General features: G+C 52.9%; 21 protein-coding genes. 8 read left to right on the top strand and 13 right to left on the bottom strand.

All coding sequences use genetic code 11. The features are described from left to right. The first annotated feature begins 112 nt into the window (after positions 1–112). A complete protein-coding gene (locus tag DW47_RS17635) occupies positions 113–283 on the top strand; it encodes an EamA family transporter (protein WP_241430676.1) in 171 nt (56 codons plus the stop codon). Continuing rightward, complete coding sequence (locus DW47_RS0102450; protein ID WP_029684751.1) at positions 280–660, top strand: DMT family transporter; 381 nt, start codon at positions 280–282, stop codon at positions 658–660. Before DW47_RS17635 ends, DW47_RS0102450 begins: the two co-directional genes overlap by 4 nt. Here DW47_RS0102450 and DW47_RS0102445 read toward each other — a convergent pair. From DW47_RS0102445 to DW47_RS0102395, 11 genes are all read right to left on the bottom strand, one after another. Further along, entirely contained in the window at positions 657–2090 is a 1434-nt protein-coding gene (locus tag DW47_RS0102445; RefSeq protein ID WP_029684750.1) for an ATP-binding protein, read from the bottom strand. The genes DW47_RS0102450 and DW47_RS0102445 overlap by 4 nt on opposite strands. Beyond that, positions 2087–2767 carry a response regulator transcription factor gene (locus DW47_RS0102440; protein ID WP_029684749.1) on the bottom strand — a complete coding sequence of 227 codons (681 nt, stop codon included), beginning with the start codon at positions 2765–2767 and terminating at the stop codon, positions 2087–2089. The genes DW47_RS0102445 and DW47_RS0102440 overlap by 4 nt, the downstream gene beginning before the upstream one ends. A 107-nt stretch (positions 2768–2874) precedes the next feature. Continuing rightward, on the bottom strand, positions 2875–3765 hold the full coding sequence (gene cysM, locus DW47_RS0102435) for a cysteine synthase CysM (RefSeq protein ID WP_029684748.1): 891 nt from the start codon (positions 3763–3765) through the stop codon (positions 2875–2877). Positions 3766–3847: 82 nt separating this feature from the next. Further along, positions 3848–4933, bottom strand: a complete 1086-nt coding sequence (gene cysA / locus DW47_RS0102430; protein WP_029684747.1) for a sulfate/thiosulfate ABC transporter ATP-binding protein CysA — start codon at positions 4931–4933, stop codon at positions 3848–3850. Next, on the bottom strand, positions 4923–5798 hold the full coding sequence (gene cysW, locus DW47_RS0102425) for a sulfate/thiosulfate ABC transporter permease CysW (RefSeq protein WP_051150806.1): 876 nt from the start codon (positions 5796–5798) through the stop codon (positions 4923–4925). The genes cysA and cysW overlap by 11 nt, the downstream gene beginning before the upstream one ends. Continuing rightward, entirely contained in the window at positions 5798–6631 is an 834-nt protein-coding gene (gene cysT, locus DW47_RS0102420) for a sulfate/thiosulfate ABC transporter permease CysT (RefSeq protein WP_029684745.1), read from the bottom strand. The genes cysW and cysT overlap by 1 nt, the downstream gene beginning before the upstream one ends. Then, a complete protein-coding gene (gene cysP / locus DW47_RS0102415) occupies positions 6631–7644 on the bottom strand; it encodes a thiosulfate ABC transporter substrate-binding protein CysP (protein WP_051150805.1) in 1014 nt (337 codons plus the stop codon). Before cysP ends, cysT begins: the two co-directional genes overlap by 1 nt. 202 nt (positions 7645–7846) lie before the next feature. Beyond that, positions 7847–8746: a Dyp-type peroxidase gene (locus tag DW47_RS0102410; protein ID WP_029684743.1), complete on the bottom strand. Its 900-nt coding sequence runs from the start codon at positions 8744–8746 to the stop codon at positions 7847–7849. Positions 8747–8831: 85 nt separating this feature from the next. Next, a complete protein-coding gene (locus DW47_RS0102405) occupies positions 8832–9443 on the bottom strand; it encodes an RpoE-regulated lipoprotein (RefSeq protein WP_029684742.1) in 612 nt (203 codons plus the stop codon). 63 nt (positions 9444–9506) lie between these two features. Beyond that, positions 9507–9995: a DUF2919 domain-containing protein gene (locus DW47_RS0102400; protein WP_029684741.1), complete on the bottom strand. Its 489-nt coding sequence runs from the start codon at positions 9993–9995 to the stop codon at positions 9507–9509. Next, positions 9985–10410, bottom strand: a complete 426-nt coding sequence (locus DW47_RS0102395) for a GNAT family acetyltransferase (RefSeq protein WP_029684739.1) — start codon at positions 10408–10410, stop codon at positions 9985–9987. The genes DW47_RS0102400 and DW47_RS0102395 overlap by 11 nt, the downstream gene beginning before the upstream one ends. Positions 10411–10629: 219 nt before the next feature. Between DW47_RS0102395 and amiA the strand changes: the two genes are divergently transcribed. From amiA to ampH, 3 genes are all read left to right on the top strand, one after another. After that, positions 10630–11496: an N-acetylmuramoyl-L-alanine amidase AmiA gene (amiA, locus tag DW47_RS0102390; protein WP_038027032.1), complete on the top strand. Its 867-nt coding sequence runs from the start codon at positions 10630–10632 to the stop codon at positions 11494–11496. 36 nt (positions 11497–11532) lie between these two features. Further along, positions 11533–12444: an oxygen-dependent coproporphyrinogen oxidase gene (hemF, locus tag DW47_RS0102385; protein WP_029684736.1), complete on the top strand. Its 912-nt coding sequence runs from the start codon at positions 11533–11535 to the stop codon at positions 12442–12444. Positions 12445–12655: 211 nt separating this feature from the next. Continuing rightward, on the top strand, positions 12656–13795 hold the full coding sequence (gene ampH, locus DW47_RS0102375; RefSeq protein WP_029684735.1) for a D-alanyl-D-alanine-carboxypeptidase/endopeptidase AmpH: 1140 nt from the start codon (positions 12656–12658) through the stop codon (positions 13793–13795). Between the two features lie 222 nt (positions 13796–14017). Here the strand turns inward: ampH and ansP are convergent, their stop codons facing one another. Further along, positions 14018–15481 (bottom strand): L-asparagine permease, encoded by a 1464-nt coding sequence (gene ansP, locus DW47_RS0102365; RefSeq protein WP_029684734.1) that lies wholly within the window; start codon positions 15479–15481, stop codon positions 14018–14020. Positions 15482–16034: 553 nt separating this feature from the next. Between ansP and DW47_RS0102360 the strand changes: the two genes are divergently transcribed. Genes DW47_RS0102360 through DW47_RS0102350 form a run of 3 tightly spaced genes read left to right on the top strand, consistent with a single transcriptional unit; the run spans position 16035 to position 17753 of the window. Continuing rightward, a complete protein-coding gene (locus DW47_RS0102360) occupies positions 16035–16418 on the top strand; it encodes an ArsC family reductase (RefSeq protein ID WP_029684733.1) in 384 nt (127 codons plus the stop codon). Then, positions 16418–17545 carry a succinyl-diaminopimelate desuccinylase gene (gene dapE, locus DW47_RS0102355; RefSeq protein ID WP_029684732.1) on the top strand — a complete coding sequence of 376 codons (1128 nt, stop codon included), beginning with the start codon at positions 16418–16420 and terminating at the stop codon, positions 17543–17545. Before DW47_RS0102360 ends, dapE begins: the two co-directional genes overlap by 1 nt. Before the next feature lie 19 nt (positions 17546–17564). Next, positions 17565–17753, top strand: coding sequence for a YpfN family protein (locus DW47_RS0102350; RefSeq protein WP_029684731.1), 189 nt, complete (start codon positions 17565–17567; stop codon positions 17751–17753). A gap of 41 nt (positions 17754–17794) precedes the next feature. Here the strand turns inward: DW47_RS0102350 and ypfH are convergent, their stop codons facing one another. Continuing rightward, positions 17795–18490 (bottom strand): esterase, encoded by a 696-nt coding sequence (gene ypfH / locus DW47_RS0102345; RefSeq protein ID WP_029684729.1) that lies wholly within the window; start codon positions 18488–18490, stop codon positions 17795–17797. Between the last annotated feature and the right edge of the window lie 61 nt (positions 18491–18551).

Here is an 18551-nt window from a genome sequence, read left to right as displayed (position 1 = left end):
CAACTGTGCCAAAAGCAGGCTAGCCTTATGGCCGCTTCAGCGCCTTGGAAACTATTATTCTGGCTGCTGCTGGCGGGCTGTTGGTTGGGGGGGGGCATTTATCCTCTGGATAATGGTATTACGGCACACGCCACTGTTCCTCGCTTATCCACTGCTCAGCCTTAATCTGGTGCTGGTTACCCTGGCTGCTCGTTTTATATGGCAGGAGGGCATTAGCTGCCGCCAATGGTGGGGGATCGGCTGTATTATGCTAGGGATCAGTCTACTGGGGGCTAGCTTATGAAAGGATATATTGCGGCATTAGCCAGTGTTGCGCTGGTCACCCTCGCCCAACTGTGCCTGAAACAAGGCAGCGTGGCACTGCCTGCCCTAACTCAGAGTGGACAAACTCTTTCGCGACTGCTGGCACCGGTCGGCGGTTATCTACTGGCTGGTATTGGGGGTTATCTGTTATCGGCCGCTTGCTGGTTTCTCGCCTTAAAGACACTACCATTAAGCCAAGCCAATTCATTGCTGTGTCTCAGTTATCTGCTGGTGCCGCTGCTGGCACCCGACCCATTTCCCATGACGCCAACACTACTAGCCGGCATGACACTGGTGATCCTTGGGGTGCTACTGGTCTGTGTTCCGAGCCCCCCATCTCCCCCCAAACGGCCTTAACGGGACTGCCAGTGCGGCAAGCGCAGAGTAATTTCCAAGCCACCGCTAGGGCGGTTACGGGCCCGGACCTCTCCGTGGTGCGCCAGAACAACTTTACGGACAATCGCAAGCCCTAGGCCATAGCCCTTACCGGATTGTGCCGACTGAACTCGGACAAAAGGGTCAAAAATACTGGACAGTTTTTCATGCGCGACGCCCGGACCCTGATCGGCAATGATCAGCGTCAGCCACTCCGCGGTAGAGGTTAGCCGCAAAGAGATGGTTTGTCCTGGGCCAGAAAAGCGCAGGGCATTACGAATAATATTTTCGATACAGCGGCGGATCATCTCAGCATTGCCCTGCACGGTATAATCCGCTTGGGCATCGTAGCGTACCGCAATCTCTACCTGCGGCACCTGTGCCTCAAAGCGAGCATCGGCTACCACCACGTCCAACAAACTAGTAAGGTCAAAGAACTGTTCCCCTTCCAAGTAGCCATGCTCGGCCCGCGACAAGGTCAGCAGTTCACCGATCATTTTATCCAATTTGCTGGCTTCGTCATCGATACGCGCCAGTGACGTTTCCACATTTTCCGGGTTCTGTCGCGCCAGCGCTGTGGCCAACTGTAAGCGTGCCAGCGGCGTTCTCAACTCATGGGAGATATCATGCAATAACTCTTCACGAGTTTTCACTAACCGGTCAAGGCGCTCGACCATCGCGTCAAAGTCATAAGCGACCGTGGTCAATTCATCGCGACGGCGCTGCATCTTCGGGTAAAGACGTACCGATAGATCACCGGTAGAGACTTGGCGGAAGCCTTCGCGCAGTAGACGCATTGGCCGGGTTAAGTTCCAGGCCAGTAGCAGACTGAACATCAGTCCCATCGGAACAAACAAAATGAGCATCGGCATCGGTAAATGTAGAAAACGCTGGATTGCCGAACCACGCAACGGCGCCACTTGACGGTATGCACGGGTATTGAAAAACAGCGTATAACGCTGCTCCAGCGGCCCGCTCACCTGCCGACAGAGAATATCCGGTACTAGGCGCGCATCCCGAGAGGCTGGCGGATCGTCAGCCTCGGCACCACGGCTATCCGGCTGTGCAGAACTCGCCACTCTCAGCGGTGGCAGATCCACCGGCACAGGCAACAGTGCAGCCGCGTCTTGGCAGCCCGCACCGCTGTCAGTCTGTACCTTAAACACACTTTTCATCTCAGCAGGCCAGCCTTCGGTGAGTGAGGCTATGCCCTGCGGTCCGTTAAGCTGTAACGCAGAAACGGCGGAGGCCATCTGCATATCGAGTACCCGACGGATCTCTTTCTGCCCTGGCGGTTCAGCGGTACCGAACATACTGAAGCCCAGCCATAAAATCTGGCTGAGAATGATAAACACCAGCAGGAAAACCAGCAGCATTTTCCAAAACAGTCGCCCGGGGTAATCGGCTTTCATCGTATGCGGTAACCAATGCTGCGAACGGTTTCGATATTTACTCGGTCATGGGTCAGCTTACTGAGTTTCTGACGGATATTGCTGACATGCACATCAACACTGCGATCATAGGCTTCACGTTGACGTCCAAGGGCTTTTTCCGAGAGTTCATCTTTGGACACGACGCGATCACTGGCAGCCATCAGTAATTCCAGTAAATTAAACTCAGATGCGGTCAGGTCAAACGCCTTGCCTTGCCAGGCCGACACGCGGGTCGACGGGTTGAGGGTCAGTTCGCCACAACTTAGCTGTTCCTTTTTCTCGGCCACCAACGGTTGCTCTTCGAAACGGCGCATCACTGAACGCAGGCGGGCCACCAATTCACGGGGATAGCAAGGTTTTGGCACATAGTCATCTGCCCCCATCTCTAAGCCTATCACGCGGTCAATATTATCCCCTTTGGCGGTCAGCATAATTACGGGTAACCGCCCCTGTTGCCGCACCTGACGCAGCACATCGATACCGCTCATATCCGGCAGCATAATATCGAGGATCATGGCGTCATACTGGCCAGAGGCTGCACTAGTCACCGCCTGTTTGCCGGTCATCACTAACTCAGTACTAAACCCTTCGCCTTCTAGGTACTGGCTCAGCATCGCACCTAGTTCGCTGTCATCATCGACCAGTAATATTTTCATGGCATCCTCTCTGTCTCGGTTTTCCATTATTTTGCCTTGTCAGATGCTTGCTGACTGCCTGATTTACGTTATCCTTACATCCCCTTTTCACCGACCCGCGACGCTCTTCATCGAGGCTGATAAATACCAGTCGAAAGGTAGCGGTCTCCACGATCACAGACAATCGCCACCACACGACTGCTTGGACTTTCATTGGCAATCTGTAAGGCTCCGGCGACCGCGCCACCGGAACTCATACCGCAAAATATGCCTTCTTGGCGGGCCAAGTTCCGCATGGTTTCAGACGCCACGATTTCGGACATATCCAAGGTACGATCCACCCAACGGGGCTGAAAAATCCCCGGCAAATAAGCCGCCTGCCAGCGCCGGATCCCCGGGATCTGCGAGCCTTCCTCAGGTTGCAGCCCAACAACCTGGATCTGCGGGTTTTGCTCTTTGAGATAACGTCCAACCCCGGTGATAGTGCCTGTGGTCCCCATACTTGAGACAAAATGGGTCAACTGCCCGCCACTCTGTTGCCAGATTTCAGGTCCGGTTGTTTCATAATGCCCTAGGGGATTATCCGGATTATTAAACTGGTCGAGTACCTTACCTTCCCCCCGTGCCGCCATGGCCGCGGCTAAATCCCGAGCCCCTTCCATGCCACCCTGCTGCGCACTGATAAGCCGCAGTTCTGCGCCATAAGCCTGCATCGCCGCCTGACGCTCCTGACTCATATTATCCGGCATCAGCAATACCATCCGATAGCCTTTCAGCGCCGCAATCATCGCCAAAGCAATACCGGTATTACCGCTGGTCGCCTCTATAAGCGTATCCCCAGGGGAGATCTCGCCGCGGCATTCTGCACGGTGGATCATTGAGTAGGCGGCGCGGTCTTTTACCGAACCGGCAGGATTATTTCCTTCCAGTTTGAGCCAGACTTCACTGCCATTGGCCGGTACCAGACGCTGCAGACGGATCAGTGGCGTATGGCCAATCGTATTTTCCAGAGTAATCACCGGGGTATCCTGTAGGCAGAAACGAAAACAGCCCGGGCGCTGCAAGGAGCCGGGCTGTTTTACAGACGATGGAATGAAAATATCAGGCGCTTTTGGCAAAGGCAACAGCTTGCAGCCTCTGGTCCCCCTGATAAATTCTTGCCTTATCGATACCGATAAATAACTGCTCACCGCGAACCGGCGGGCTAGCGTGCTGATCCAGCACCAAGGTCAGATCACTGCCCTGCCAGCCTTGTGGGGCGGCAACGACCTGCCAGTAGTGACCGCGTGGGCTCACTTCCAGCACTTTTACCGCCAGCGGCGTACTGGCTGAAGCCTCAAGGGACACGCCGGTTTCCCACGGACGTAGGAACAGCTCAACCTCTCCGCTATACGGGTTGGCGCTGATCGGCCAATGGTGATCGGCCACCTGTAGGCGTTCACCCTGGATCTGCCCAGGGAGGCGGTTGATCTCCCCCAGAAATTCCAGCACAAAACGAGACTCTGGCTGTTCCCAAACGCGTTCAGGGGTACCGGTTTGCTCAATATTTCCCTGACTCATCACCACAATCCGGTCAGCGACTTCCATCGCCTCTTCTTGGTCATGGGTAACAAAGACACTGGTAAATTTCAGCTCTTCATGTAATTGGCGCAACCAGCGGCGCAGTTCTTTACGCACTTGAGCATCCAACGCACCAAAAGGCTCATCCAATAACAGGATTTGCGGGTCAACCGCCAACGCTCGGGCCAGCGCCACACGCTGTTTCTGGCCACCTGATAACTGGGCCGGATAGCGATTAGCTAAGTGCGTAAGCTGTACCATTTCCAGCAAGTTGCTGACTTTTTTACGGATATCTGCAGCCGACGGGCGCTCGCGACGGGGTAGTACCGTCAGCCCAAAGGCAATATTGTCGGCCACCGTCATATGACGGAACAGTGCATAATGCTGGAACATAAAACCGACATGGCGATCACGGGCATGCAGATGGCTGACATCACGGCCATGGAAAGAAATCGTGCCGCTGTTCTGGTGTTCCAATCCGGCGATGATGCGTAACAAGGTCGTTTTCCCTGAGCCTGAAGGCCCAAGTAGCGCCACCATTTCACCAGATTCGATATCCAGCGAGATATCGTTCAATACACGGGTGTTGCCGAAAGATTTTACAATCTTATCAATATTAATGCTCATAATTGCTGTCCTGTTGCTGGCGCTGATGCTGACGTTCCAGGCGCCATTGCAGTGCACTTTTCAAGAATAAGGTCATAATCGCCATCAGTGCCAGCAGCGCGGCGGCGGTGAAGGCACCTACGGTGTTGTAGTCTTGGTGTAATAATTCGACCTGTAACGGCAGTGTATAGGTTTGGCCTTGAATCGATCCGGACACCACCGATACCGCACCAAACTCACCGAGAGCACGGGCATTAGTTAATACCAAACCGTAGAGCAGTGCCCAGCGAATATTAGGCAATGTGACGCGGCGAAACATCTGCCAACCACTGGCCCCCAGCAAGACCGCGGCTTCATCTTCCTGGCTGCCCTGACTGAGCATTACCGGTACCAATTCACGTACTACAAACGGGCAACTAATAAAGATACTAACCAGTACCATGCCCGGCCAGGCAAACATCACCTGAATATTATGGGCATCCAGCCAGTGTCCAGCTGGGCCATTAATTCCCCAAAACAACAAGTAGAGTAACCCCACCACTACCGGAGACATGGCAAACGGAATATCGTACAGCGTCAGTAATAGTTGTCGTCCTGGGAAATTAAAGCGGCTGACCAGCCAGGCGAGTAGTGTGCCAAACACCAGGTTTACCGGCACGGTGATTAGGGCTATCAACACCGACAGCCAGATAGCATGCAGCATGTCACGATCTTCAAGGTTATGCCACGCCGCCATAATGCCGCTGCCGAGGGCTTCCCAGAAAATAGATATTAATGGGATCACCAGCATCAGTGTTGAAAACAGTATGCCGAGACCAATCAGTAGATATTTTCCAGCTTGGCTGTTTTTACGTGCCACGGAGTTTCTGTTAACAGAGGTGTTCATCAGTGCCCTCCGATACGACGGCCATAACGGCTTTGCAGAACGTTAATGATAAACAGTAGGATCAATGAGGCTGCCATAATCACCGATGCGATGGCACTCGATGCCGGGAAATCGAACTCCTGCTGACGGATAAAAATCATCAGTGAGATCACCTCGGTTTTCCACGCAATATTACCGGCAATAAAGATCACCGCCCCGAACTCCCCGAGACTCCGGGTGAAGGACAGTGCCGTACCTGCCATCAGGGCCGGAGCCACTTCCGGCAGGATGATCCGACGGAAGGTCTGCCAAGGGGTTGCACCTAATGTTTCTGCCGCTTCTTCATATTCCGGTCCCAGCTCTTCCAGTACCGGCTGCACGGTACGGATCACAAAGGGTAGGCTAGTAAATGCCATCGCCACCGCAATCCCCAGCCAAGTATAAGAAACCTTAATACCGAACTGACCGAGGAAATGGCCATACCAGCCTGATGGGGCAAATAATCCGGCCAGCGTTAGCCCAGCCACTGCGGTAGGTAGCGCAAATGGTAAGTCCATAAGCCCGTCGAGCAGGGTTTTACCAGGAAAACGGTAACGGGTGAGGATCCAGGCCATCAGCATGCCAAATACAGCATTAAATAACGCCGCCGCCGCCGCTGAGATGGCAGTCACTTTATAGGCGACCACCAGCTCGGGATCAGTAATGACGTGCCAATAATCCGCCCACGTCATTTTGGATAACTGGATCAGTAATGCACTGATCGGTAAAAGTAATATCAGGCAGGTAAAGAACAGGCTGGTGCCTAAACTGAGCCCGAATCCGGGTAATACCCGCTTTTGACGCATTTGTATCATCACTTATGTCCTGCTGCCTGCAATTTATCGTATTCTCCACCGCTGGCGAACTGGGTTTGCATCGCCTCAGCCCAGCTGCCGAACTGATCTTCTACACGGAATAAGGACACTTTTGGGAAGCGGGCGCCCTGCTGAGCCATTAAGTCCGGGTTATTCACTCGGTAGTAAAAACCGGTCAGTACTTTCTGAGCTTGCGGACTGTACAAGAACTGCAGGTAGGCTTTCGCTGCCGCAGCATTACCGTCTTCCGCTACATTTTTATCCACCCACGTCACCGGGAACTCCGCCAAAATATTGGTTTTCGGCACGATAACCTCAAACTGGTCATCCGGATATTGCTGACGGATAGTGTTCACTTCTGACTCAAAACTGATTAATACATCTCCCAGCCCGCGTTCGGCAAAGCTGGTGGTCGCCCCTCGTCCTCCGGTATCAGACACCAGCAGGTTTTTTAACAGCTGAGTCATATAGGCCTCAGTACGGGCAGTATTATTACCATTTGCCTGAGAGGCGGCACCCCAGGCTGCCAGCCACGTATAGCGGCCATTACCCGAGGTTTTCGGATTAGGAAAAATCAGTTTAACCCCCGGTCGAGCTAAATCGGCCCAACTGTGGATCTGTTTCGGATCCCCTTTACGCACCAGAAACGCCATGGTGGAGTAGAACGGCGAACTGTTATCCGGCAAACGCTGTTGCCAGTCTGTGGGGATCAAATTGCCCTTATCATGGAGGATCTGTACATCGGTCACTTGATTGTAGGTGACCACATCCGCCCGCATTCCCTGCAAAATAGCCAGCGCTTGCTTAGAGGAGCCGCCATGTGACTGGCGAATAGTGAGTGGGTCCCCGGGATGAGCCTGATCCCACTGCTGGATAAACAGCGGATTTAGCGCACTGAACAGTTCACGGGACACATCATAAGAACTGTTTAGCAGGGTTGTTGCCTGTGCCGAGCCAACTGTCATCAGCATCAGCAAACTCAGCTGCTGCCATTTTTTCCCGAAATCCTTCATGCGTCAGCTCCTGCGCCGTAAAAATGACCCGAAATCCGCAACATAAGTGTATTTTTTTCTCAGGGAAAAGCTGTAGCAGTTTTATAGACTTTTTATTCCTTTTAAAGTCTTAAAAAGCATAAGGCCAACACAGGGAACATTTAGGATGAAAAGTATCCAGACCGTGACAGGCCAGCAGACAACGGTTGTCAGCAAGGCGGGATTACAATAACTGCAACTGAGTCAAGGAAGGTGCGTAATAATAGCTGCCCGTCACCGGCTGGGAAAACTGCAGCATAGCATCCGCTTTACCATCACGTTCACCAAACATACTCAGTAACTGTTGTTCAATATTGTGTAGCCGGGCGCAGTAGGCGATGAAATAGAGACCATTAATGCCGCTGACGCTACCATAAGGGAGGCTCTGACGCAGAATTTTCAGGCCCTGACCGTTCTCGGATAAATCAACACGACTGACATGGGAAGTCACGGGCCGTTGATCCGCGGCTAACTCTTCACTGGTCTGCTTGGTTCGACCTATGATCGCTTCTTGACGCTGTTGCGGCAGGCGATCCCAGCGTTGCAAGTTGTGCTGCCAGCGCTGGGTAAACACATAACTTCCCCCCGCATCCTCCCCCTGCGCGATCACCGCGACCTGCTGACGCTGCATGCCTTGAGGATTTTCGGTGCCGTCAATAAAACCACTGAGATCACGATCTTCAGTCCAACGGAATCCTTGTGTCTCCTCCTGTACTGCTACCAGCCCAGAAAATACACGGCATGCAGTTTGCCCAAGGGTAAAATTGAGATCATGTCGCAAGGAATGAATATGGACCAGCAGGTCCCGTTGGGTGGCCGGCGCGAGCCCCTTACCTAATGGCACAAAGTCTTTCAACTCCGGTGCTGACGTGGCTGACCCGCTTAAATCGCGCCAAAGCGCGGGGCCAAAAGCGATCACCGCGCTGAGTTGCGCTTTAGGGAATTGCTGCTGCATCTCTGATAAGGTTGCCAAAAACTGCTGGCATGCTGCACCAATAGCGGTGACATCGCCGGCGACATTGGCTTCTAGCCACAGGGCAGCTCGACAATGTTCCGGCAGAATACCACTCTGAAAAGAACTCACTTTTATCTCCACAATCAAAAACATAGTAATGCAGAGAGTACCTGAAAAAGGCCGTTACCGGCACTCTTTTCGACCTAAGCCTTGCTTACTGATGCCAGATAATCTCGCTCAGCGTCCAGTTTTGCAGGGTAGCATCTGCCGGCATCATACCTTGTGCCAGCGCAGTTTCCCCTTGGTAGCGGTATTGAATATGCTCACTGCTTGGTGCCTGACACAGCACAGTCCCTGCAGTCTCTCCCGGCTGACAGTGACCAAAGGCCTGACTGTAGAGATCAGAGAATTTGGACCCCAGCTTCACCCCTTTGACAGAGGTGACTCGGGGGTCGGTCACCACTACCCGAGAAACATTGTCCTGCCCTTGGATATCCAGCATCACTTTGCCATCGCGCTGCGCCTGCCAGAAGTTAACGATATTGCCGTCTCGGGTACGCATACCTTCACGCAATTGGTAACCGCTCCCCAGCGCTTCACGGATCGCTGACGAGGTCATCGGCGTTAAGCTATTAAGGCCACCCACGCCCTGCTCAGTGACCTGCACATCACTGCCAAACCAATTCCAGGGTAATGCCGAGGACCAGGAGTAGCTAAGCGGGTTCCACCAGTGCACGCTGTCATGTTGCGGTGCACTGCTGCCGGAAGAGGCACAACCGGATAACACAACCACAGCGGCGAGAGTCGCGGTTTTTAAGGCTTTCATAGGGATTTCAGTCCTTGGTAGAATGTTCTGATGTCTGCTTGGAGTCAGATTCGGTGAAAAAGTTTAGTCACGTGCCGCCATTTCCGGTCGAAAACCGTCACGCAGACGACGGTCCACCAGTAACCACAGCGCCGACAGCAGATCAAAAATCAGTAACACCAGCGGCAACGGCGATTGTTCAAAGGAAGATCCTGTTAGGCCAGTCAACTGGCCGCCAAACATCAGCAGCGACACCAGCACTAACGCCAGCCGACTGACCGCCCACAGCCGCAGAAACCGGTGACGGTGGCCGGACAGCAAAAATACCAACAGCGCTATCAGTCCGCTGCTAAGTCCGGCATAAAAAGCCTGAGTATCTGGGTAGAATAAGCCCAGTAGTGCCTCGCCCTGTTGCCGCGAGGCACCGGCCATTACCAGGATCACCCAAGTACGGGCCTGTAGCAGCAATACCAGCCAAAACAGCAATGGCAGTTTTAACTGGCCGTGGGCGTTATAGCTGTCTGGGGAATAAAGGTTCCCTCCACTCCCCTGCCCATGGGGCTTAGTATTCACGGTCTTCGATCAGTCGCTTACCAAGGATCATCGAGTCCACGGTTTCATATTCCAGTTTTTCATAGAAGCCGAGCACCACATCATTCTCTTCACGAACCATCAGATTGATTTTCGGGCAGCCCCGGGCAATCAATTTTTTTTCCAGCCGCGTCATCAGCGCATTGGCAAAGCCCCGGCCGCGATAATCTGGATCAACCCCCAGATAATACACTGAACCACGGTGACCATCGTAACCGCCCATCACAGTGGCGACGATCTGCCCGCCCAGCACTGCCACTAAGAACAGATCCGGGTCATGGTGCATCTTTCGCTCAATATCCATCTCTGGATCATTCCATGGCCGTAACAGGTCGCAACGCTCCCACAGCGTAATCACTTCATCAAAATCTTCTTGGCGGAATGCACGAATTTCCATCGCGATGCCTCTTTTTCAACGATAATTGGCAGATTATGGCGTTTTAGTGTTGCCCTGCAAACCCTTAAACCGCAAACGATCAGCGAAAAGCCGCTATTTGTAAAGACCATAACTGCAATACTCGGTAAAAGGCTGAAATATTTGCCTTGTCGCAAAATTTCGGTTGTTACGATATAACAAACATGTGTTAAGCCAAATATTATCCGGATGGAACTGCAGATGAAAAAATTATCCCCGCTAAAACAACTGGTCAATCGCCGCCAGTTACTTTTTTCCGGCCTGGCGCTGGCTGCATTATCACCACGGGCTGTACTGGCCCGGGATACCGAGATCAAAGCTAACGCTTCACGTCGTCCGCAGCCCCATAAACCGGCCACTAATGGCAAATTTATCGTGATGCTGGATCCGGGGCATGGTGGTATTGATTCCGGAGCCGTCGGGGAAGAAGGATCAATGGAAAAACATGTGGTGCTGGAGATCGCCGGTAATGTTCGTAAGATGCTGAATAATCATCCGCATATTGAAGCACGAATGACCCGTGACTCTGACCACTTTATTCCTCTTTATCAGCGGGTTGAAATTGCCAGCCAGCACGGTGCGCATCTATTTATGTCCATCCACGCCGATGGCTATACCAGTCCTGATGCTCATGGTGCCTCGGTATTTGCCCTGTCGAACCGTGGTGCTACCAGTGCCATGGCGCGCTACATGTCACAGCGTGAAAACTCTGCCGATGATGTCGCTGGCTTAAAAGTGCAAGAGAAAGATCACTATCTGCAGCAGATCTTATTTGACTTGGTGCAGACCAATACCATTAAGAACAGCCTGACGTTAGGTAAGCATGTCATTGAGCGCATTCGTCCGGTGCATCATTTACACAGTCAGGTCACTGAACAGGCTGCCTTTGCGGTACTGAAATCACCGTCAATTCCGTCAGTACTGGTGGAAACCTCTTTTATCACCAATCCCGCTGAAGAGAAGCTGCTGGGCACCACTGTCTTCCGCCGCAAAATCGCCAATGCTATCACCGAGGGGATCGTTAACTATTATAATGAGTCTGTCGCCCACAGCCGTCAGGTAAGTTAGTATAATCCCCTGAAATCCCTTAACCAGTGAAGTGATATGAGCGTTCCGGATAAGAATCAGGTAAAACAATTCCTGCTGTCATTGCAGGATTCAATTTGTCAGCAACTGGCAGAGGCCGATGGCGGCACCGGCTTTGCAGAAGATGTCTGGCAACGGGAAGGTGGCGGTGGCGGACGTTCTAGGGTACTGCGTGACGGCACAGTGTTTGAGCAGGCTGGGGTAAACTTTTCTCATGTGTCCGGCAGCAACTTGCCAGCGTCGGCGACGGCACACCGTCCAGAACTGGCGGGCCGCAGCTTTGAAGCTATGGGCGTTTCTTTGGTGATCCATCCGCACAGCCCTTATGTGCCCACCAGTCACGCCAATGTACGCTTTTTTATTGCCGAAAAAACCGGTGCCGAGCCTATCTGGTGGTTCGGCGGTGGCTTTGACCTAACGCCTTATTATGGCTTTACTGACGATGCGGTACATTGGCACAAAACTGCCAAAGACCTGTGTCAGCCTTTCGGCGAGGACATCTATCCGCGCTATAAAGCTTGGTGTGACAGCTACTTTTATCTGCGCCACCGTGACGAACAACGCGGTATCGGTGGCCTGTTCTTTGATGACCTCAACACACCGGATTTTGACCACTGCTTCGCCTTTATGCAGGCGGTAGGCTGTGGCTTTACTGACGCTTACCTGCCGATTGTTGAACGTCGTAAAGCCTTAACCTGGGGCGAACGTGAACGCCAGTTCCAACTGTATCGTCGTGGCCGTTATGTAGAATTTAATTTGGTCTGGGACAGAGGCACCCTGTTCGGTCTACAGACCGGTGGGCGTACCGAATCTATCCTGATGTCGATGCCCCCCAACGTTCGTTGGGAATATAACTGGCAGCCAGAAGCGGGCAGCCCTGAGGCTGATCTCTATGAAAGGTTCCTGCCAGTAAAAGAGTGGCTTGAATAATTACAAAAGCGGGGCCAGCCCCGCTTTTTTTTGTCCATAACGCGGACCGGCACACGCTGCGGTTGGTGCAGAAGTATGCAGTTTCATAAAAAAACATTACTCGGCTCATATCAGGATACATAAAAAAGCGCCCAGTGCTGTTCCGGTAGCAAGTAAAGCGATTACACTGTGTTTTTACCCTTTCTCTGACCGAAATTGCGGATATAAACGATTGAAAAAGCGTACTACCCTACTATTGACCCTACTGGCGTCACTCTGCTCATTTCAAAGTCAGGCCCATGTGGCGCCGACCCAGGAACTGACCTCTACCATCGCCGACCGCTATGCGGCCCAGATTTACCATGATACCCGTGCTTCTGGCATGGCGATGGTGGTCATTGATGGCAATCAACACCTATTCGAAGGTTTCGGCCAGACCCGCCCCGGCAGTAGACTTCGTCCGCACCCCGACTCGGTGATCCGTATCGCCTCCCTCAGTAAGCTGATGACCACCGAAATGCTGGTCAAGATGGTCCACAGCGGGAAAGTCCGGTTTAATGACCCCCTCAGCCGCTATGCACCTCCCGGCACACGGATACCTGAATGGCAAGGTAATCCTATCCGTCTGATTGAACTGGCGACACACAGCGCCGGCTTACCGCGGGAAATGCCAGGGGGCAAAGCGAACCGTCCGGTGTTTGTTTGGCCGATCCGCAGCGAACGCTGGGCCTGGTTGTCACATACCCGTTTGCGTTATTCACCAGGCACTGAAGTCGCCTACTCCAACCTTGGCTTCGATTTTCTGGCGGATGCCCTGTCGCGGGCAGGTAAAGCCCCCTACCCGGTGCTATTCCGCCAGTTAATCACTCGGCCAATGGGCATGAAAGATACCACCTTTACGCCGTCACCGGATCAATGCCGTCGTCTGATGATCCCTGCGGAAAATGCCAGCCCCTGTGATAACACCCTGGCTGCGATTGGCAGTGGCGGGGTCTATTCCACACCGGATGATATGGGACGCTGGATGCAGCAGTTCCTGACCGCCGTCGGGCACCCGCGCTCACCGTTAGCCGCTGATCTGCAGCGTATGGTATATCCCCGTTCGTCCCTGTTACGGGTGAACGGAATGGATGTGGCCGGCCATGCGGATGCCATTGGTATGGGCTGGCTGCATATGCCGGCAACACCGGAAAGACCGGCACTTATCGAGAAAACCGGCGGGGGTGGCGGTTTTATGACCTATATCGCCATGTCACCACAGAACAATGTCGGCGTGTTTATCGTGGTCGCCCGTGCGCCGGGTAGCCATTTTATGCCGATGAGTGATGGTGTTAACGATTTGATTACCGCTTTGGTGCGTAATCACCGTTAATCTGCTGTTGCGGGCCAGTGATGGCCCGCACGGTTATCCCGGTCTGTCCCTGAGGCATTATCCTCCCCTCCCCTGACCTCCAATTACGTCAACACCCTCATACTGTCGCGTCCCCTGTTCCAGCCCGAATTCGGCCATGACGTGTGCCTTTATCCACAACGCCGCACAAGCAATAAAAAACCCCGCCGAAGCAGGGTTTTTATCTTCCATCAATGCTCAGGATCACTCCTGATGCGTATGATGCTCATGCTGCTGCGCCGCAATGGCGTTAACACGCTTACGCACACCAAACCAGCCAGCCACCAGCAACAGAGCAATCAGCGGTATTGAGGCAATGGTGTAGGTACCGTTCGGATAATCAAAGGCCATCAACACCAGCACGCCGACCAGGAACAGTAACGTAAGCCAAGAGGTGAAAGGCGCACCCGGTAATTTAAAGCTGATATCTTCCGCTTTGCCCTCTTTGATCGCTTTACGCAGCTTCAGCTGACATAACACGATAAAGCCCCAAGAAGAGATAATGCCAAGTGATGCCACGTTCAGAACGATTTCAAACACCTGTGAAGGGACGTAGTAGTTCAGTACCACCCCGAAGATGTAAACCGCGATGGTCACCAGGATCCCCGCATATGGGACCTGCTGACGGCTCATTTTCGACATAAATTTCGGTGCGGAACCGCCCATCGACATCGAACGCAGGATACGACCGGTAGAGTAAAGACCGGAGTTCAGGCTAGATAAGGCCGCACTCAGCACCACCACGTTCATAACACCGCCAACGTAAGGGATACCCAGTTTAGAGAAGAACGTCACAAATGGACTCTCACCTGACTGGTAAGCATTCCAAGGCAATAACAGCACCAGCAGCACCACAGAACCGACATAGAACAGACCAATACGCCAGATCACACTGTTAATCGCTTTCGGTACCATGATTTTCGGGTTTTTACATTCCCCAGCGGCAGTCCCTACCAATTCGATTGAGGCAAAGGCGAACACCACACCTTGCACCAGTACCAGAGCAGGCAACAGCCCGTGCGGGAACAGTCCACCATTATCGGTGATAAGATGCAGGCCCGGCTGGCCACCAGCCAAGGGCTTACCGCTCCCTAGGAACACCACACCGACAATCAGGAATACCACGATGGCGACCACTTTGATCAGCGCAAACCAGAACTCCATTTCGGCGAACCATTTCACACCGACCATGTTCATGGTACCGACCACCGCCAGTGCGCCCAGCGCAATCACCCATTGCGGTACGTCACCAAATGCGCCCCAGTAATGCATATACAGTGCAACCGCCGTGATGTCGACAATCCCGGTCATTGCCCAGTTAACGAAATACATCCACCCGGCGACATAAGAGGCCTTTTCACCCATAAATTCACGGGCATACGAGACAAAGCTACCACTCGACGGTCGGTGTAACACCAGTTCGCCCAGGGCACGCAGAATAAAGAACGAGAAAATACCGCACACCAGATAGACCAACGCCAGTGCCGGACCGGCAGCCTGCAAGCGCCCACCGGCACCGAGAAACAGGCCGGTTCCGATAGCACCGCCAATGGCAATCATCTGAACCTGACGGTTCCCCATCTCTTTGCGGTAACCGGAATCGTGAGAATTAAGCCACTTCCGCTTTGCCGCACGTACTTCTTCGGCTGTTTTTTTTGTATGTTTCATAATTTTCCTGTTTGTCCTGACCATCCGCTAACATAACAGTAATCGTTTGCGTTGCGACACAGATGGGCTATCCCGGCTGGCCCTGGCAGAATCAGTCTTTTCTGCTATAAGAAAAAAATCGGGCGTCGCATCCTACCCGTTTAATAGCCCTAAGGTAAAGTACTGTCATCGCAGGTTTATTTCTGTAATGATGCGAACATGAAGAAAACTCATCATAAGTTGTTGTTATGAAATGAATTGATGCTAATCCTACTAGCCAGTAATGGCTGTTGGGTGAAAGTGTAAAGCGATGTTCCGACCATTTTGCCGTTTCTCGGCAGTATCAGCCCGTCCGGCCTGTCTCCCGCTTTTCAGCATGCATCGGCCGCCTCACCGCTGTAAATGCTGGCGATAAATATCTGTGTATCGGGCGGTGTAATGCTGCCGGGTCAGCGTCGAGGGTAGATTAAACAACGCTTATACGGCATTATCACTACCAGTACGCAGAAAATCAGTTTGAGATCAGCCACACACCGCTGGCTGACCCGTTTTTGACGACAGGTAGTTCCCAATAATGACAAACACTCAGCCTCACTCAAGCCTCACCCTGTATGGCATTAAAAACTGTGATACGGTCCGTAAAGCTCGCCGTTATCTGGACGAACATCAGATTGCCTACCGCTTTCACGACTACCGGGTGGATGGCGCAGATGCCGCATTACTGCACGGCTTTGTGCAAACACTGGGCGCAGATATCCTGATTAATAAACGTGGCACCACGTGGCGTAACCTACCAGAAGACGTCCGTCTACAAGTCACCGACAACAATAGTGCTGTCAGCCTGATGCAGGCTCATCCCACGGTGATCAAACGCCCACTGTTAGCGGCTGCCAACGGCAAGATGCTGTGTGGTTTTTCTGCCACCACTTATCAGACGTTTCTTCAGGAGAATCAATAATGTTTTGCCCGGTCATTGAGCTGACCCAACAGCTGATCCGTTGCCCCTCTGTCAGTCCGGAAGATGCCGGTTGTCAGACCCTCCTCATCGATCGCCTAAAAGCTATCGGTTTCACCATTGAACCGATGAACTTCGGCGACACTAAAAATTTCTGGGCGACCCGAGGACAGGGTGAAACCTTGGCTTTTGCCGGTCATACCGATGTAGTGCCAGCGGGTGATGAACGTCACTGGATGAACCCGCCATTCGAACCGACGATCCGTGACGGTATGCTGTATGGCCGCGGCGCAGCAGATATGAAAGGCTCTCTTGCAGCGATGGTGGTTGCCGCCGAGCGTTTCGTGACGGCACACCCCAATCATCGTGGCCGTTTGGCCTTTCTGATTACCTCAGATGAGGAGGCCAGCGGGATTAACGGTACCGTAAAAGTCGTCGAGGCTCTGATGGCCCGTCAAGAGCGGATGGATTACTGTCTAGTGGGTGAACCGTCAAGCACCGAAATGGTCGGCGATGTAGTGAAAAATGGCCGTCGCGGCTCGATCACCGCTAACCTAACAGTACATGGTGTGCAGGGACATGTTGCCTATCCTCACCTAGCGGAGAACCCCGTGCACCGTGCGCTGCCTGCGTTGAATGAGTTGGTGGCCACCCGCTGGGATGAAGGCAACGAATTTTTCCCACCGACCAGCATGCAAATCGCCAACGTCCATGCCGGTACCGGCAGCAATAATGTGATCCCAGGGGATTTCAGCGTGCAGTTCAATTTCCGTTTCAGTACCGAACTGACCGATGCCCAGATCCGTGAGCAGGTTGAGGCGCTGCTCGACCGCCATCAGCTGCGCTATACCCTAGAATGGAACCTCTCCGGCCAGCCATTCTTGACGCCAAAAGGTAAGCTGGTGGATGCGGTAGTTAAAGCCGTTCAGCACTATAATGAGATTAAGCCACAGTTACTCACCAATGGCGGCACCTCAGACGGACGTTTTATCGCCCGTATGGGGGCACAGGTGGTGGAACTGGGGCCGGTGAATGCCACAATTCATAAGATTAATGAGTGTGTAAAAGCCTCTGATCTACAAACACTGAGCCGGATGTATCAGCGGATCATGGATCGGCTGATCGCCTGATCACTAAAGGAGTGCTGTCATGGAGTGGATAAAATCTCACTGGTGGCTGCTGATCATACTGGTTATGGTCGGAATACTGGTTAATGTCTATAAAGACCTACGTCGGGTCGATACCAAGAAATTCCTCGACAATAAGCCGAAGTTACCGCCCCATCGTGATTTTAACGATAAATGGGACGATGACGACGACTGGCCCAAAAAACAGTAACCTCTGTGCCCGTCTGCTGCGGCTGACGGGCATTACTCCGTTTATATCAGAGTGATCACATCCTTATCTTCCGGCGTACTGCCGCTAAGAGCCTCATCGAAATAGCGCTTCGGAATGGTATATTTAAGATGGTGCAGCGCCAGTTGCAGGCTACGCTCACTGATGGCATGGGGCAGACCCTCCACCAGATCCAGGGTCACATCCCCGCCAGTACTGACTATCCACTCCTCCGCCTGCTGCGCATGCTGTAATGGAATTACTTCATCTTCATCGCCGTGGATAAGATGGATCGTGGTATGACAGCTGCTGGTTTCCGGGGGCGTATTATAGCGACCACTAAAAATAACTGCCCTTCCAGCTAGGTCAGGGGAGTGTTTCAACGCTTCAAGGATCAAGGTCGCTCCTTGTGAGAAACCAATCAACGCGGTGGCTGCTGAACTGACACCGCTCTCCGCCTGCCACTCTTCGACCTTACGAATAAATCCGCTTAAAGCATTATCGATATTCTTCTGCTGCAAGGTCAGAGACCCCTGCTGATCGCTGTACCATTCACTGCCGCCGATGGCTAACGGATGCGGACTTCCCACTGATACCACTTTGGCCTGCGGGAAATCACGGGCAAACCACATGCCGATTTCCGACATAGAAACCGGATTATCTCCGCTGCGGTGAAACAGCAGAAATAACTGTGCTACCGGACCCGGTGGCGACTGGACGATGACATATTCAGGAACCATAGTTGTCCTCCTTGTCTGTACACTATAGCGCGCTTTGGAGGACTGATCGGCTGCGGATACT

The organism is Tatumella saanichensis (genome assembly GCF_000439375.1).
Classification (GTDB): Bacteria; Pseudomonadota; Gammaproteobacteria; order Enterobacterales; family Enterobacteriaceae; genus Tatumella; species Tatumella saanichensis.
The sequence above is the reverse complement of the archived record's forward strand: the minus strand, read 5'-3'. Positions and strand labels throughout refer to the sequence as shown.